This is a genomic window from Arachnia sp. (genome assembly GCF_057238465.1).
The window spans coordinates 150,734-164,559 of the sequence record NZ_DBHHFZ010000002.1; the positions used below are offsets into that span (position 1 = coordinate 150,734).

General features: G+C 67.6%; 10 protein-coding genes and 1 pseudogene. 4 read left to right on the plus strand and 7 right to left on the minus strand.

Features of this window, described 5'->3' with window-relative positions; genetic code table 11:
- Positions 1 to 49: 49 nt before the first annotated feature.
- Positions 50 to 1,315, minus strand: coding sequence for an alpha-hydroxy acid oxidase (locus tag ACO6D6_RS02965; RefSeq protein ID WP_484783113.1), 1,266 nt, complete (start codon positions 1,313 to 1,315; stop codon positions 50 to 52).
- A 203-nt stretch (positions 1,316 to 1,518) separates the two neighbouring features.
- Here ACO6D6_RS02965 and ACO6D6_RS02970 point away from each other — a divergent pair, with 203 nt between their 5' ends.
- Together ACO6D6_RS02970 and ACO6D6_RS02975 are read left to right on the plus strand one after the other, a co-directional pair.
- Entirely contained in the window at positions 1,519 to 2,388 is an 870-nt protein-coding gene (locus ACO6D6_RS02970; RefSeq protein WP_484783115.1) for an SDR family oxidoreductase, read from the plus strand.
- A 31-nt stretch (positions 2,389 to 2,419) separates the two neighbouring features.
- Positions 2,420 to 3,256 carry a sulfurtransferase gene (locus tag ACO6D6_RS02975; protein WP_484783117.1) on the plus strand — a complete coding sequence of 279 codons (837 nt, stop codon included), beginning with the start codon at positions 2,420 to 2,422 and terminating at the stop codon, positions 3,254 to 3,256.
- A 135-nt stretch (positions 3,257 to 3,391) separates the two neighbouring features.
- On the opposite strand, the gene der is transcribed toward ACO6D6_RS02975, so the two are convergent.
- The gene (gene der, locus ACO6D6_RS02980) at positions 3,392 to 4,726 is read right to left on the minus strand and encodes a ribosome biogenesis GTPase Der (protein ID WP_484783119.1); all 1,335 of its coding nucleotides are present in this window, start codon (positions 4,724 to 4,726) and stop codon (positions 3,392 to 3,394) included.
- A 198-nt stretch (positions 4,727 to 4,924) separates the two neighbouring features.
- Here der and ACO6D6_RS02985 point away from each other — a divergent pair, with 198 nt between their 5' ends.
- Both ACO6D6_RS02985 and ACO6D6_RS02990 read left to right on the plus strand, forming a co-directional pair.
- Positions 4,925 to 6,505, plus strand: coding sequence for an ABC-F family ATP-binding cassette domain-containing protein (locus ACO6D6_RS02985; protein ID WP_484783120.1), 1,581 nt, complete (start codon positions 4,925 to 4,927; stop codon positions 6,503 to 6,505).
- 67 nt (positions 6,506 to 6,572) lie between these two features.
- Positions 6,573 to 6,812 carry a hypothetical protein gene (locus ACO6D6_RS02990; protein ID WP_484783121.1) on the plus strand — a complete coding sequence of 80 codons (240 nt, stop codon included), beginning with the start codon at positions 6,573 to 6,575 and terminating at the stop codon, positions 6,810 to 6,812.
- A 293-nt stretch (positions 6,813 to 7,105) separates the two neighbouring features.
- On the opposite strand, the pseudogene cmk reads toward ACO6D6_RS02990, so the two are convergent.
- The 5 genes and pseudogenes from cmk to metH form a co-directional block, all read right to left on the minus strand.
- Positions 7,106 to 7,759, minus strand: a pseudogene (gene cmk / locus ACO6D6_RS02995) ((d)CMP kinase); the annotation flags it as partial.
- A complete protein-coding gene (locus tag ACO6D6_RS03000; protein ID WP_484783122.1) occupies positions 7,759 to 8,820 on the minus strand; it encodes a prephenate dehydrogenase in 1,062 nt (353 codons plus the stop codon). The gene ACO6D6_RS03000 and the pseudogene cmk, both read right to left, overlap by 1 nt.
- Positions 8,817 to 9,716, minus strand: a complete 900-nt coding sequence (locus ACO6D6_RS03005) for a tRNA (adenine-N1)-methyltransferase (protein ID WP_484783123.1) — start codon at positions 9,714 to 9,716, stop codon at positions 8,817 to 8,819. Before ACO6D6_RS03005 ends, ACO6D6_RS03000 begins: the two co-directional genes overlap by 4 nt.
- Positions 9,713 to 10,378, minus strand: a complete 666-nt coding sequence (locus ACO6D6_RS03010) for an HAD family hydrolase (RefSeq protein WP_484783124.1) — start codon at positions 10,376 to 10,378, stop codon at positions 9,713 to 9,715. The genes ACO6D6_RS03005 and ACO6D6_RS03010 overlap by 4 nt, the downstream gene beginning before the upstream one ends.
- A 6-nt stretch (positions 10,379 to 10,384) precedes the next feature.
- Positions 10,385 to 13,804: a methionine synthase gene (gene metH, locus ACO6D6_RS03015; RefSeq protein ID WP_484783409.1), complete on the minus strand. Its 3,420-nt coding sequence runs from the start codon at positions 13,802 to 13,804 to the stop codon at positions 10,385 to 10,387.
- Positions 13,805 to 13,826 lie beyond the last annotated feature (22 nt).

The following is a 13,826-nucleotide window of genomic DNA, read 5'->3' on the forward strand; positions in this document are numbered from 1 at the left end:
AGTCCCGGCCCGCCGAGCGAGATGGTTCGGTTTCCCGCCGCAGCGGGAATCAGACGAGGGCCTCGGCCACGTGCTGGGCCAGTTTGGGAACCGGCACGTAGCGCGTGAGCTGGGTGATGTGGCGGGGTTCGAGTTCGGCGATGCTGGAGACGCCCAGCAGTTTCATGGTGCGGACCAGTTCCTCCTGCAGGATCGCGATGGCGCGGTCGACTCCCGCGCGTCCGCCGGCCATGAGACCGTACAGGTAGGCGCGACCGATGAGGGTGAAGTCAGCACCCAGCGCCATGCAGGCCGCGATGTCGGCACCGTTCATGATGCCGGTGTCCACCATCACGGCGGCGTCCCTGCCGATTTCCCGGACCACGTGCGGCAGCAGATGGAAGGGCACCGGGGCGCGGTCGAGCTGGCGGCCACCGTGGTTGGACAACAGGATGCCGTCGACGCCAGCGTCGACGAGTTTCTTGGCGTCGGTGACGGTCTGTACACCCTTGATGATGATCTTCCCGTCCCACATACCACGGATGACGTCGAGATCCTGGTGGCTGATGGTGGGATCCATGGCGGAGTCGAGCAGCTCCCCCACCGTGCCGCCAGTGGAACTCAAGGACGCGAACTCCAGCTTCGGGGTGGTCAGGAAGTCGAACCACCACCAGGGGCGCGGCAGGGCGTCGAGCACGGTTCCCAGGGAGATCTGCGGCGGGATCGAGAAACCGTTGCGCTTGTCGCGCAGACGAGCGCCCGCGACGGGGGTGTCGACGGTGAACATCAAGGTGTCGAATCCCGCCTGCTTGGCCCGTTCCACCAGGCCGTAAGAAATCTCCCGCTTGCGCATCACGTAGAGCTGGAACCAGTTCCGGCCCAGCGGATTGGTGGCCTTGACCTCCTCGATGGAGGTCGTGCCGAGGGTGGAAAGCGTGAACGGGATGCCCGCGGCCCCGGCGGCCCCCGCCCCCGCGATCTCGCCCTCGGTCTGCATCAGGCGGGTGAATCCGGTGGGAGCGATTCCGAACGGCATGGACGATGGTCCGCCGAGGATTTCGCAGGAGGTGTCGACGTCCTCCGCGGGGTGGAGGATGTCTGGATGCAGTTCGATGTCCTCGAAGGCGTGACGAGCCCGGCGGAGGGAGAGTTCCCCCTCCGCTGCGCCGTCGGTGTAGTCGAAGGCAGCTTTCGGGGTGCGGCGTTTGGCTATCTTCCTCAGGTCCCAGATCGTCAGGGAGTCCTGAAGACGCCGCTTCTTGGCGTTCAGGGTTGGCATCTTGAAGTGCAGCAGGTCGAATATCTCACTGGGCTTCGGGAACTGGCGCTTGACCATGAAGACCTCTTCCTCGGGGCTGGTTGCTCTATCGCTTGCGGCAACGCCCTCTCGACATCACCGCCGGAATTTATGGTAATCAAATATAGCGTAATTCACTGAGGGTGGCCTCCCTGGCCCGACGCCCTGCCCCTCCGCAACAGTGTCGTGACCTTCCGCGGGAACCGCCGCACGGCATGATGGCATCGGAGAGGAGACCACCAATGACCGGACAAGAACCGACGATCGCCATCACGGGGGTCACGGGGAAGCTCGGCGGTGCCGTGGCGAGCGGACTGCAGGACCTGGCTCCGCGGCTGAGGCTGCTGGTGCGCGACGCCGGCAGGGCGCCCCGGCTCGAAGGGGATGTGGCCGTGATGGAATACGGCGACGCGGAGGCTTCCCGTAAAGCATTGACCGGGGTTGACGTGCTCTTCATGGTTTCCGCCGGTGAGAACCCGGACCGGGTGCGGCAGCATCAGGTCTTCGTGGAGGCCGCAGCCACCGCGGGGGTCGGGCACATCATCTACACGTCCTTCCTGGCGGCCGCCCCGGATGCCATCTTCACCTTGGCCCGTGACCACTGGTACACCGAGCAGCACATTCGCGAATCGGGAATGGCGTGGACCTTCCTGCGTGACTCGTTCTACCTGGATTTCTTCCCCGAGATGGTGGACGAGCAGGGGGTGATGCGCGGCCCGGCCGGTGATGGCCGCGTCGGCGCGGTCGCGAGGCAGGACGTGGCACGATCGGCCGTGGCGGTCCTGCGCGACCCGTCATCCCACGCGGAGCGCACCTACGACATGACGGGCCCAGAGACGCTCTCGCTCAAGGACATGGCCCGGATCATCGGTCAGGCCCGGGGACGGGAGGTCACCTATCGGGAGGAAACCGTGGAGGAGGCCTACGCCTCACGCGCCCACTACGGTGCCCCGGCCTGGCAGGTCGACGCCTGGGTGTCCACCTACACCGCGATCGCATCCGGGGAGCTGGACGTGGTCTCCGACAGCGTCCGGGCCCTGACCGGGCGGTCTCCTCTGAGCATGGTGGAACTTCTCGGGCAGGGCCGACCCGGTTGGGCCCGGCTCCCGTGAAGCTGGGCTGGGGCTGTGAAACAGTGGGGCCATGCAGAACCCACTGATCACTGTTTCCCGGCTGGCGACCCTGCTCGATCAACGAGACGTCACCCTCCTAGACGTCCGGTTCGCGGGGCCGGGAAGTTCGGGCGGCCGGGAACAATACCTCGCGGGACACATCCCCGGGGCGGTTCTGGTGGACATGGACACGGCGCTGGCCTCCCCCGAGGCCGACACGGGCGGGCGGCATCCGCTCCCCAGCCCCGCGGCCTTCGAGGCCGCGATGCGGGCCGCGGGGGTCAGCAACGACCGGCCCGTCGTGGTCTACGACAACTGGAGGTCCATGGCCGCTGCCCGGGCGTGGTGGCTTCTGCAGCACCACGGGCACCGTGACACATTCGTCCTCGACGGCGGTCTCGGGGCCTGGCTGTCCGCCGGTCTTCCGGTGGAGCAGGGGCACATTTCTCCGGCGCCGGGGGATTTCCGGCTGGGGAACAACCCTTCCTTCGCGGTGCTGGATGCCGATGGGGCGGCTGGGCTCGTCTCGGCCGGGGTGCTCCTGGACGCCCGCCCCGGGGACCGTTTCCGGGGTGTTGGTGAAACCGTTGACCCCGTGGCGGGGCACATACCCGGGGCCCGTTCGCTGCCCGCGCTCGAACTCGCCGACGAGCACGGATTCCTGCTGCCGGCCGGCGAGCTGCGGGAGAGATTCGAGGCCCTCGGCGCCGGTGAGGGCAGGGTCGGGGTCTACTGCGGCTCCGGTATCCAGGCGGCACACGTCGCCCTGGCGGCGATGGTCGCGGGGCTGCCGCTCCCGGCCCTCTACCCGGGGTCGTGGAGCGACTGGATCACCGATCCGACACGCCCCATCGCCACCGGGCAGTGAACCCCGCAACGCTTCCCGCGGCATTTGGCCGGCAGAATCGCAGCCCGCGACGACAGCGCACGGCGCCGGCGCGACCCGGGTTCTGTCCGGTCCGAGGGTCTCAGCGCGACCTCGGAGTTCCGCTCCAGTGGTTCACTACCGATTCCTGTGTTTTTCCCTGGCCCGGATCTCCATGTGGATGGGTGAACCGACGAACCCGAATTCCTCGCGGAGACGGCGTTCGATGAAACGCACATAGGTGGCGTCGAACTGGCCGCTGGTGAACAACGCGAAGGTGGGTGGGCAGTTGTGCGCCTGCGTGCCGAAAAGGACGCGTGGCTGTTTGCCGCCGCGCACCGGGTGCGGGTGGGAGGCGGTCAGGCGTCCCAGGAAGGAGTTCAACCTGCCGGTGGAAATACGCGTTTCCCAGCCCTTTGCCGCAGCCTCGATGGCCCTGCTCAGCTTGTCGACGTTGCGTCCGGTCAGCGCCGAGATGTTGACCGTTGGCGCCCACCGGAAGGCCACCAGATCGCGTTCCATCTCCCGCTCCAGGTAGCGGCGGCGTTCCTCGTCGGTGAGATCCCACTTGTTGAAGGCGATCACCAGGGCCCGGCCCGTTTCCTCGACATTGGTGAGGATCCTCAGGTCCTGGTCGGTGACCGGGGTCGAGGCGTCGATGACCACCACGCAGACCTCCGCGCGTTCGATTGCGGTCTGGGTGCGCAGGCTGGCGTAGAACTCGTGCCCCGAGGCCTCCCTGACACGTTTGCGGATACCCGCGGTGTCAATGAGCCGGTACGTCGTCCCGCCGACATCCACGATCTCGTCGACGGGATCGACGGTGGTTCCGGAGACATCGGAGACCACCGCCCGCTGCTGCTGGGCCAGCTTGTTCAGCAGCGAGGACTTGCCCACGTTCGGTTTCCCGACGATCGCGACCCGGCGCGGCCCGCCGATCTCTTCAAAACTTTCCCGGGGAGCTTCCGGCAGGACCGCGAGCACCGCGTCCAGGAGATCACCGGAGCCCCGGCCGTGCATGGCGGAGACGGGGTACGGCTCCCCCAGCCCCAGGTTCCACATGGTGGCGGCCATGGCCTCGTGGCGCTGGTCGTCCACCTTGTTCGCGGCCAGCACCACGGGTTTCCTGGAACGTCTGAGCACCTTGACCACGGCCTCGTCCTCGTCGAGGGTGCCCACGGTGGCGTCGACGACGAACAGCACCGCATCAGCCATCGAGATCGCGAGCTCCGCCTGCTCCGCGATCTGCTGCGCCATGCCCTTGGCGTCCGAGACCCAGCCGCCGGTGTCGACCAGCACGAACTCGCGACCATTCCAGTTCGCGTCGTACGAGACACGGTCACGGGTGACGCCCGGAACATCCTGCACCACGGCCTCCCTGCGGCCCAGGATGCGGTTGACCAGCGTGGATTTGCCGACGTTCGGACGCCCCACCACCGCCACCACGGGCTTGATCGTGGATTCCTCGCTCATGCTTCGCCTCCTATCGCGGACCAACGCATCATCGTAGCTGCCCACCCCCAAATTCCGGTGTTCCGCTACACTGGTGGCGCCCTGTTCCCGACGAAAGGCCCGGAAATGACAGGCTCGCTGCACCGCTGACCCCGCGCTGCACCGTAGAGCCAGTTCCGCGCTCCGGTTCGGCGCATCCAGCCGTTCCCAGGAGCCCCCATGCCTTCGTCCATCGTTTTCTCCGGCGTCTCCTACGCCTTCAACCACTCCCCCGCGCCCCTGCTGCACGACCTCGACCTGACCATTCCGGCGGCCCGGGTCGGTGTCGTCGGACGCAACGGTTCCGGCAAATCCACCCTGCTGCGGTTGATCTCAGGGGATCTGCAACCGACCGCGGGCACCATCACGGTTCCCGGCAGGACCGCCCGGCTGCCGCAGAACCTCCTGCAATGCGGCGAACACACCGTCGCCCAGCTCCTCGGGGTCGATGCCCGGCTCCGTGCCCTGCGCGCCATCGAGGCCGGAAGCATCGCAGAATCCGACTTCGAGCTCGTGGGGAACGACTGGGACGTCGAGGCCCGCTCGCTGGCCCTGCTGGCGGCCCGTGTTCCCGGCCTGTGTGGTGAAGATCTGCTCTCCCGCAGGGCCGAGACCCTCTCGGGAGGGGAACTCGTATTGGTCGCCCTGGCCGGACTGGAACTGGACGGGGCACATGTCCTGCTCCTCGATGAGCCGACGAACAATTTGGACGCCACCGCCCGGACAAAGCTGTACGACTGGATCCGGGGATGGCGCGGCGGGCTGGTGGTGGTCAGCCACGACGTCTCCCTGCTCCGCCTGATGGAGATGATCGTGGAGATCCACGACAGCACCGCTACCGTTCACGGCGGCAACTTCGATGCCTACCGGGATCAGCTGCGAACCCAGCAGGAGGCCGCCGAGCGGGCCGTCAGAACCGCCGAGCAGAAGCTGCGGGCCGAGCAGCGGGAACGGATGCGGGTGCAGGTGGCGACCTCCCGCCAGGACCGCAAGGACCGGCAACGGTTCACCACCATCCGGCAGGGTCCGCGGCTGTCCGATCCCGAGTCCAAGTCGAGTGCCGAGGGGCGCCGGAGCCGGGCGAACAAGCTGGCGGCCCGGAAGGTCGACGAGGCCCGGGACGCGCTTCGAACCGTGGAGAAATCCGTTCGCCGCGAGCAACGGATCAACATCGATCTCCCGGAGCTGAGATCGACACGGAGCAGGAGACTCGCGGAACTCGTCGGCTCCAACCAGAACATCCACGTCACCGGTGGGATGCGGCTGGGGCTGGTCGGTGACAACGGCGTGGGAAAGTCAACCCTGCTCGGCCGGATGGTGCGGGAAGCGGTCTCCGGCCGGATCGGTTTCCTGGACCAACGCCTCGAGCTGGACGATGAGCTCCCGGTGATCGAATGCGTCAAACGGGGCTGCCCATCGGCCCCACCCCACGAGATCCACGCCCGGCTGGCCCGGTTCCTGCTGCGCGGAGACGTGACGGAACGTCTCGTCGGCGCCCTGTCCGGGGGTGAACGATTCCGGGTGGCGCTGGCCCGGGTGTTGCTCGCCGATCCCCCGGTGGAGTTGCTGGCGCTGGACGAACCCACCAACAACCTGGACCTCGAGAGCATCGATGCTCTGGTGGATGGCCTCACCACCTATGCGGGAGCTCTGGTGGTCGTGAGTCACGACACCGATCTGCTGGGGCGCCTCCGTCTGGACCGGGTGGTGGAGTTGTCGCGGGACGGTGAACTGCACGACCGGGATGGTGTGGTGTCATGACCGCGACCGCACCCGGGCTCCAGCCCTGGTGGGCCAGTGCGCGATCGATCCGCGATGACGTCGCCGAATGTCTGATCGTGGCGACACCGGCACGGCCCTGCGATTGCTCATCGACGGCGTCAACCGCAGCCCGGAAAAAACCGACGACGTCCGCTCACCAGAATCCCCGCAGCGGGCCGCCGCGATTCACGACCGGCTGTTCGGCGGGAGCGCCATCGGATACCTGCCCGAGAACGAGGTGCGGTACGCGGCGGAGCTGGTGCCGGCCCGGATTCAACAGTCCTGGGCCGCGTTCTCCACGACGTGAAAAGCCGGTTCCTCGTAGGGGTGTGCCCGCCGCAGGGCGGCTACGACGGTGGCTCGCAGGCTTCTCGGGAAGGTGACCTCCACTCGGTTCTCCGCCACCATTTCCAGGTCACCGACCTTGCCGATGGTGGGATCGGCCCCCTCCAGGGGCCGGAACCGGCCCGTCCCTGAGGCCACGAAGGCACAGGAGTCGTAGTTTCCGATGTGTCCGGCCCCGACCGTGAAGAGGGCCTCCAGCACCTGGTCGGTGTCCGGGATGGGCACGTAGAACACGAGAACGTCGAGGGGCTCACGCATCGGCACCAGTTTCAGGATCTCCGCCACGACCTCGTCGAGTCCCAGGTGCGTGGAGTCGATGACGCTCACCCCGTCGGCCGCTTCGGTGAAATTGGAGACCGTGGAGTCGTCGCGGTCCCGTCTGAGGATCGAATCCGTCACCGTGACCTGATCGACCCGTTCCCCCAGCTCCGCGGCCCGCCTCCCGACGCGCGCCTCCGCGTCGGCGGTCAGCAGCACCCGCACCTCGGCGTCGGGGGCCACCACCGTGGTGATGTCGCGTCCCTCCACGACCATGCGGCGGTCGTGTTCCGCGATGATCCGGCGCATGCGCTCGATCAGCACCCGGCGCACCTCCGGGACGACGGCCACCGCCGAGACGATCGCGGAGATCTCCGGTTTCCTGATTTCCTCGGTGACGTCGCGACCGTTGATGTACACGCGGGGCGCATCCGGGTTCGTGATCATCCGCAGGTCTGCTGTTCTTGCCAGCTCCCCGATCCCGGTTTCATCGTTGCGATCCAGACCCTGCCGGGCGAACTCGCAGGCCACGGCCCGGTACATGGCTCCCGTGTCGAGGTAGGCGAGCCGGAGCTTTTGCGCCACCAGTTTCGCGGTCGAGGATTTCCCGACCCCGCTCGGCCCGTCCAATGCGATCACCAGTTCATCCATCAGATTCCCTCCCGGTCCAACCAGGCCCGCCAGCCGCGCGATTCCAGGTCCTCCCGGAACCGTTCCGCCTGGGGGCGTTCCACGGAGATGGACAGGTAGCCCACCTCTCGGACAGCGTCATGGGTCAGTTCGAAATCCTCCACGTTGAACCCGAAGTCACCGACATCGCCGAACAACCGGGTCAGCGCGCGCGGCTCGTCGGGGATCTCGACGGTGACCACCGCGAGTTCCTTCGGCGCCTGCCCGTGCTTGCCACGTAACGCCATGGCGCCGTGCTGTCCGAGGGCCAGGAAGGCCTCAAGGGGTTCGGCCTGGTCGAGCACCCCGATCAGGTACTCGAGGTCCGTGGCCACCTCCTTCAGTTCCCTCCGGATGGCCGCGGAGTTGGTTGTGATGATCTGCTGCCACAGTCCCGGATCGGAACCGGCGATGCGCGTCACGTCCCGGATGCCCTGCCCCGCCAGGATCAGGTTCTCCCCCGGCACCCCGCGCAGGTGCGAGGCGGTGAGGATGCTCATCAGATGCGGCACGTGACTGACTTGGGCGACGGCCTCGTCGTGGAGATCCGCGTCGAGCTCCACCACCCGCGCCTCACAGAGACGGGCCAGCCGGTGGACCAGGGCAATGTCCTCGGGGCTGTTGCCGGCCTGCGGGGTGATCACCCAGGTGCGATCCGTGAACAGTTCGGCGGAGGCGGTCAGGGGTCCGGTGAACTGGGAACCGGCCATCGGGTGGCTGGGCACGTACCTTTCGGGATTCTCGCTGGCGGCCGTCACCGCCCGGATGATGGAGGATTTCACCGATCCGACATCGGTGATCACTGCCTCCGGGTGACGCTCCAGCATCCGCGTCACGACCTCTGCGATCGTCGCCGGGGGCGAGGCCACCACAACGACGTCGACCGGTTCGTCATCCGTGGCCACCCGTCCCGCCCCCAGCCCGGCGGCGACCCTGGCGTGTGAGGAGTTCAGGTCCTCCAGCAGGACATCGGCCCCGGCCCTCGTCAGGGCCATTCCGAGCGAGGAACCGATCAGGCCGGTCCCGACGATCCTCACCCTCATCGGTCGGACTCCGGCATGTTCAAAGGCCGCGGCCCCTGGTAGTCGGGTCCGTAGGCCCCCGGTGCGGGGCGTCGTTTGCGGATCGGTGCGCTGACCCCGGGGGCGAGGCGGCGGGAGAGCACCAGGAAACCGGTGTGGGCGGAGGTGCCGTGGCCGGGGCGGATCGCCAGGCCCTCGGCGTGCCAGTCGCGCACCGTCGTCTCGGTCGCGGTCGGTTCGGTGAAACCACCGTGGGCACGGAAGGTGTCCATCACCCGGCCGAGTTGCGTGGTCGTCGCGACGTAGCAGCAGATCACCCCGCCCGGGATGAGCCGCTCCCCCACCGCGTCCACGCACTCCCAAGGAGCCAGCATGTCCAGGATGGCGCGGTCGATGGGTTCGTCCGCTATCACATCCACCAGGTCACCCACGGTCAGTTCCCACGCGGGATGTTCCCCGTCGATGAAGTTCCGGACGTTCCTGCGAGCGACGTCGGCGAACTGCTGCCTGCGTTCGTAGGAGTGCAGTTTCCCGCCGGGACCGATGGCCCGAAGCAACGCCAACGACAGGGCTCCCGAACCGACCCCCGCCTCCAGGACCCTGGCCCCGGGAAAGATGTCCGTCCACATCACGATCTGGGCGGCGTCCTTCGGGTAGACCACCGCCGCTTCCCGGGGCATCGCCACCATGTATTCGTTCAGCAGGGGCCGCAGCACCAGGTATTCGGTGCCGCCCACGGAGCGCACCGTCACCCCCTCGGGACCGCCGATCAGGTCGTCGTGCCTGACCGCCCCCTTGGTGGTGTGCCAGACAGCGCCCTCCTTCAGAACCACTGATTTCCTTCGCCCCTTGGGGTCGGTCAGCGTCACCCGCTCCCCCACCACGAGCGGTCCGGTCCGGACCCCCGACAGATTCACCACTGGCTCCTCCAGATCTTCTCCAGGCCCGCGAAATCCAGGCCCCTCAGTCCGCCCTCGCGCAACACCCTTCGCGGCGCCGCCCCGGGACGCCCCAGCAACGGCACGGCCAGGACCACCGCCCCTGTGGCGGATGCCGCGTCGGTTCCCGGCACCGAATCCTCGATGATGACAACCTCCTTGGGTCCCACCCCCAGACGCCGCATGGCCTGGAGGTATCCCTCCGGATCCGGTTTGGGATTCTTCACGTCATCCCCGTCGACGATGAACTCGAACTCGGGCACCACCCTCGCGATCACAGACATGATCCGTTTGTTGCTGGAGGTGCACATGGCGCACGGCACCCCGTGGGCGCGGATGTCGGTCAGCAGCTCGCGGGCGCCGGGCAGGAACGGGATCTCACCCGCCTCGAAGCGGGCGCAGATCCGCGCGTGCAGTTCCTCATAGGCCTGGGCGACGGTGATTGCACCCGCGCAGGACTCAGAGATCCGCTGCGCCGTGACGGCCGCGGGCTCCCCGATCTGGGCCCTGAACTGCTCCTCGGGCCACGCTGCGCCGTGCCGGGCGAGCATGTCCTTCTCGTGTTCGATCCACATCGGTTCCGAATCGACCAGGGTGCCGTCGAAATCCCACAGCACCGCACGCAGTCGTCGCTGTTCCATGATCCCTCAGTTGGCGTTGAAGTACTTGGCCTGCGGATGGTGCACCACCATCGCATCGGTGGACTGCTCGGGATGCAGCTGCAGCTCCTCGGAGAGCTCCACCCCGATGCGTTCGGGTCTCAGCAGGGCCACGAGCTTCCTCCGGTCCTCCATGTTCGGGCACGCCGGATAGCCGAACGAGTACCGCGACCCGCGGTAGGACTGGTCCCGGATGGCTGCGTCCACCGTGGATTCCTCGGCGGCGAAACCCAGCTCCGTGCGCACCCGGTGGTGCCAGAACTCGGCGAGGGCCTCGGTCAGCTGCACGGAGAGGCCGTGCAGTTCCAGGTATTCGCGGTAACGGTTGGACTCGAACAGCCGCTGGGTGCCCCTGGCGACCTCGGCGCCCATGGTCACGAGCTGCATCTCCAGCACGTCGGGACCGAGTTCCCGGGTCTCGTCCGCGTCGCGGAAGAAATCGGCCAGGCAGAGCCGGGAATCGCGGCGCTGCCGGGGGAAGTCGAAACGCGTCAACTCCCGGGACGGATCGTCCGGGTCCCCGACGATGAGGGTGTTTGCCTCGCTGTGGACGGGGAAATAGCCGTAAACCACGGAGAAATTCGCCAGTTGTTCGGTGGTGATCCGGTCCAGCCACATCCGCAGGCGCGGCATGCCCTCCGTCGCGACGAGCTCCTCGTAGCCCGGGCCGTCCTTGACGGGTTTGAGTCCCCACCTACCCAGGAAGGTGGCGCGGTGATCGAGCCACTGGGCCACATCCGCGACGGGCAGCCCCTTGACCACCCGGGTTCCCCAGAACGGTGGGGTTGGCACTTCGATGCGGCGTTCCACGTCGTCGGAGCGGCGGGTGTCGACCTCCTGCTGCTCCACCACCTCGACCTTCTTGTAGCGGCGTTTCTTGGGTTCCGGGAGTTTCGCGCCCGGCACTCCCTGTTTCACCGCCATCACGGCGTCCATCAGGGCGAGCCCCTCGAAGGCGTCCTTCGCGTAGCGCACCTCCCCGTCGAACATGTCGTTGAGGTCGTGTTCCACGAAGGCTCGGGTCAGCGCCGCCCCGCCCAGCAGCACCGGGTACTTCTCCGCCAGGCCGAGGCGGTTCAGTTCGGCGAGGTTGTCCTTCATGACGAGCGTGGACTTCACCAGCAGACCCGACATGCCGATGGCATCCGCCCCGCTGGCCTCGGCGGCGTCGATGATGGCCTGGATCGGTTGTTTGATGCCGATGTTGATGACGGTGTAGCCGTTGTTGCTGACGATGATGTCGACGAGATTCTTGCCGATGTCGTGAACGTCACCCCGCACCGTGGCGAGCACCAGGGTGCCCTTCCCGCTGCTGCCCTCGACCTTGTCGATGTGCGGTTCGAGGTGGGAGACAGCGGTTTTCATGACCTCTGCGGACTGGAGCACGAAGGGAAGCTGCATCTGCCCGGAGCCGAAGAGCTCACCGACCACCTTCATGCCGGCGAGCAGGTCCTCGTTGATGATGTCGAGGGCCGCCTTCCCGGTCAGGGCCTCGTCCAGGTCGGCCTCGAGCCCCTTGGCCTCCCCGTCGATGATGCGGCGCTGCAGCCGCTCCGCCAGGGGCAGGGCGGCCAGTTCGGCGGCCCGGGATGCCCGCACGGAGGCGGCGGTGACCCCTTCGAACAGTTCCAGGAAGCGGGTCAGCGGGTCGTAGCCTTCGCGGCGGCGGTCCCAGACCAGGTCGAGGGCCACCTCCCGCTGCTCCTCGGGGATGCGGTCCATCGGGATGATCTTCGCCGAGTGCACGATGGCCGAGTCCAGTCCGGCGGCGACGCATTCGTGCAGGAACACCGAGTTCAGCACCATCCGGGCCGCGGGGTTGAGGCCGAAGGACACGTTCGAGACCCCGAGCGTGGTTCGCACCCCCGGGTAGCGGCGTTTCAGTTCGCGGATGGCCTCGATGGTCTCGATGCCGTCGCGGCGGGTTTCCTCCTGCCCGGTGGCGATCGGGAAGGTCAGGCAGTCGACGAGAATGTCGCCGATGTCCATGCCCCAGGTCCCGGTCAGCTCGTCGATCAGGCGCGAGGCGACCCGCAGCTTCCACTCGGCGGTGCGGGCCTGCCCCTCCTCGTCGATGGTCAGGGCGACCACGGCGGCGCCGTGTTCCGCCACCAGCGGCATGACGCGGGCGAAACGGGAGGTGGGGCCGTCGCCGTCCTCGTAGTTGACGGAGTTGATCACGCAGCGCCCGGCGAGTTTCTCCAGGCCCGCCTGGAGGACCTGCGGTTCGGTGGAATCCAGCACGATCGGCAGCGTCACGGCCGTGGACAACCTCCCGGCCAGCTCATCCATGTCGCTGATGCCGTCGCGGCCGACGTAGTCGACGCACAGGTCCAGCACGTGTGCCCCGTCGCGCGCCTGCCCCTTGGCGATCTCCACGCAGTCGTCGGTGTTCCCGGCCAGCATCGCCTCCCGGAAAGCCTTGGAACCGTTCGCGTTGGTGCGTTCCCCGATGTTGAGGTAGCTGAGGTCCTGGTGGAACGGCACCTCCACGTACAGCGACGAGCAGGTTCGCTCCGCCGTGACCTCGCGGGGACGCACCTCGCGGCCCCCGAACCGTTCCGCGAGCAACCGGATGTGGTCCGGGGTGGTTCCGCAGCACCCGCCGATCACACACAACCCGTAATCGTCCAGGAAGGTAGCCAGGGCATCCGCCAGCGCCCCGGGGCCGAGCGGGTAGACCGCACCCTCCGGGGTCAGTTCGGGCAGGCCCGCGTTGGGCATGGTGCCGATGCCGCAGGACGCGTTGCGCGACAGGTACCTGAGGTGTTCGCTCATCTCGGCCGGCCCGGTGGCGCAGTTCAATCCGATCACGTCGACGCCGAGAGCCTCCAGGGTGGAGCGGGCCGCCCCGATCTCGGAGCCGAGCAGCATGGTGCCGGTGGTCTCGACGGTGACGTTGACCAGGATCGGCAGATCCACCCCGAGCCTGGCCCGGGCGCGTTTCGTGGCGATCACCGCTGCCTTGGCCTGCAGGAGGTCCTGGCAGGTCTCGATCTGCACGGCATCGATGCCACCCGCGATCATGGCCTCCACCTGGGCCTGGTAGGCGTCGCGGATGTCGGCGAAGGTGATGTGCCCCAGGCTGGGGAGTTTCGTCCCGGGACCGACCGAGCCGAGTACGAAACGCGGTTTGTCGGTGAATCCGTCGGCGGTTTCCCTGGCGATGCGGGCCCCGGCCCCGGCCAGTTCCGCCAGGCGATCCACGATGCCGTACTCGGCGAGCGCGGCCAGGTTGGTGCCGAAGGTGTTGGTCTCCACGCAGTCGGAACCCGCCTCCAGGTAGGCGCGGTGAACCGCCGAGACCACATCGGGCCGGGTGATGTTCAGGACCTCGTTGCAGCCCTCGAGGCCCTGGAAGTCGCGTTCGAGGTCGAGATCGCCCTGGGCCTGCAGCATGGTGCCCATGGCCCCGTCGGCCACCAGGACA

What these genes read in the sequence shown, in the direction of transcription:
- ACO6D6_RS02975 (WP_484783117.1), top strand. Translation starts at nt 2,420, where the DNA reads ATGCAGAACCCACTGATCACTGTTTCCCGGCTGGCGACCCTGCTCGAT.
- ACO6D6_RS02965 (WP_484783113.1), bottom strand. Translation starts at nt 1,315, where the DNA reads ATGGTCAAGCGCCAGTTCCCGAAGCCCAGTGAGATATTCGACCTGCTG.
- der (WP_484783119.1), bottom strand. Translation starts at nt 4,726, where the DNA reads ATGAGCGAGGAATCCACGATCAAGCCCGTGGTGGCGGTGGTGGGGCGT.
- ACO6D6_RS02970 (WP_484783115.1), top strand. Translation starts at nt 1,519, where the DNA reads ATGACCGGACAAGAACCGACGATCGCCATCACGGGGGTCACGGGGAAG.
- ACO6D6_RS03010 (WP_484783124.1), bottom strand. Translation starts at nt 10,378, where the DNA reads ATGGAACAGCGACGACTGCGTGCGGTGCTGTGGGATTTCGACGGCACC.
- ACO6D6_RS02985 (WP_484783120.1), top strand. Translation starts at nt 4,925, where the DNA reads ATGCCTTCGTCCATCGTTTTCTCCGGCGTCTCCTACGCCTTCAACCAC.
- metH (WP_484783409.1), bottom strand. Translation starts at nt 13,804, where the DNA reads ATGGGCACCATGCTGCAGGCCCAGGGCGATCTCGACCTCGAACGCGAC.
- ACO6D6_RS03000 (WP_484783122.1), bottom strand. Translation starts at nt 8,820, where the DNA reads ATGAGGGTGAGGATCGTCGGGACCGGCCTGATCGGTTCCTCGCTCGGA.
- ACO6D6_RS02990 (WP_484783121.1), top strand. Translation starts at nt 6,573, where the DNA reads ATGTCTGATCGTGGCGACACCGGCACGGCCCTGCGATTGCTCATCGAC.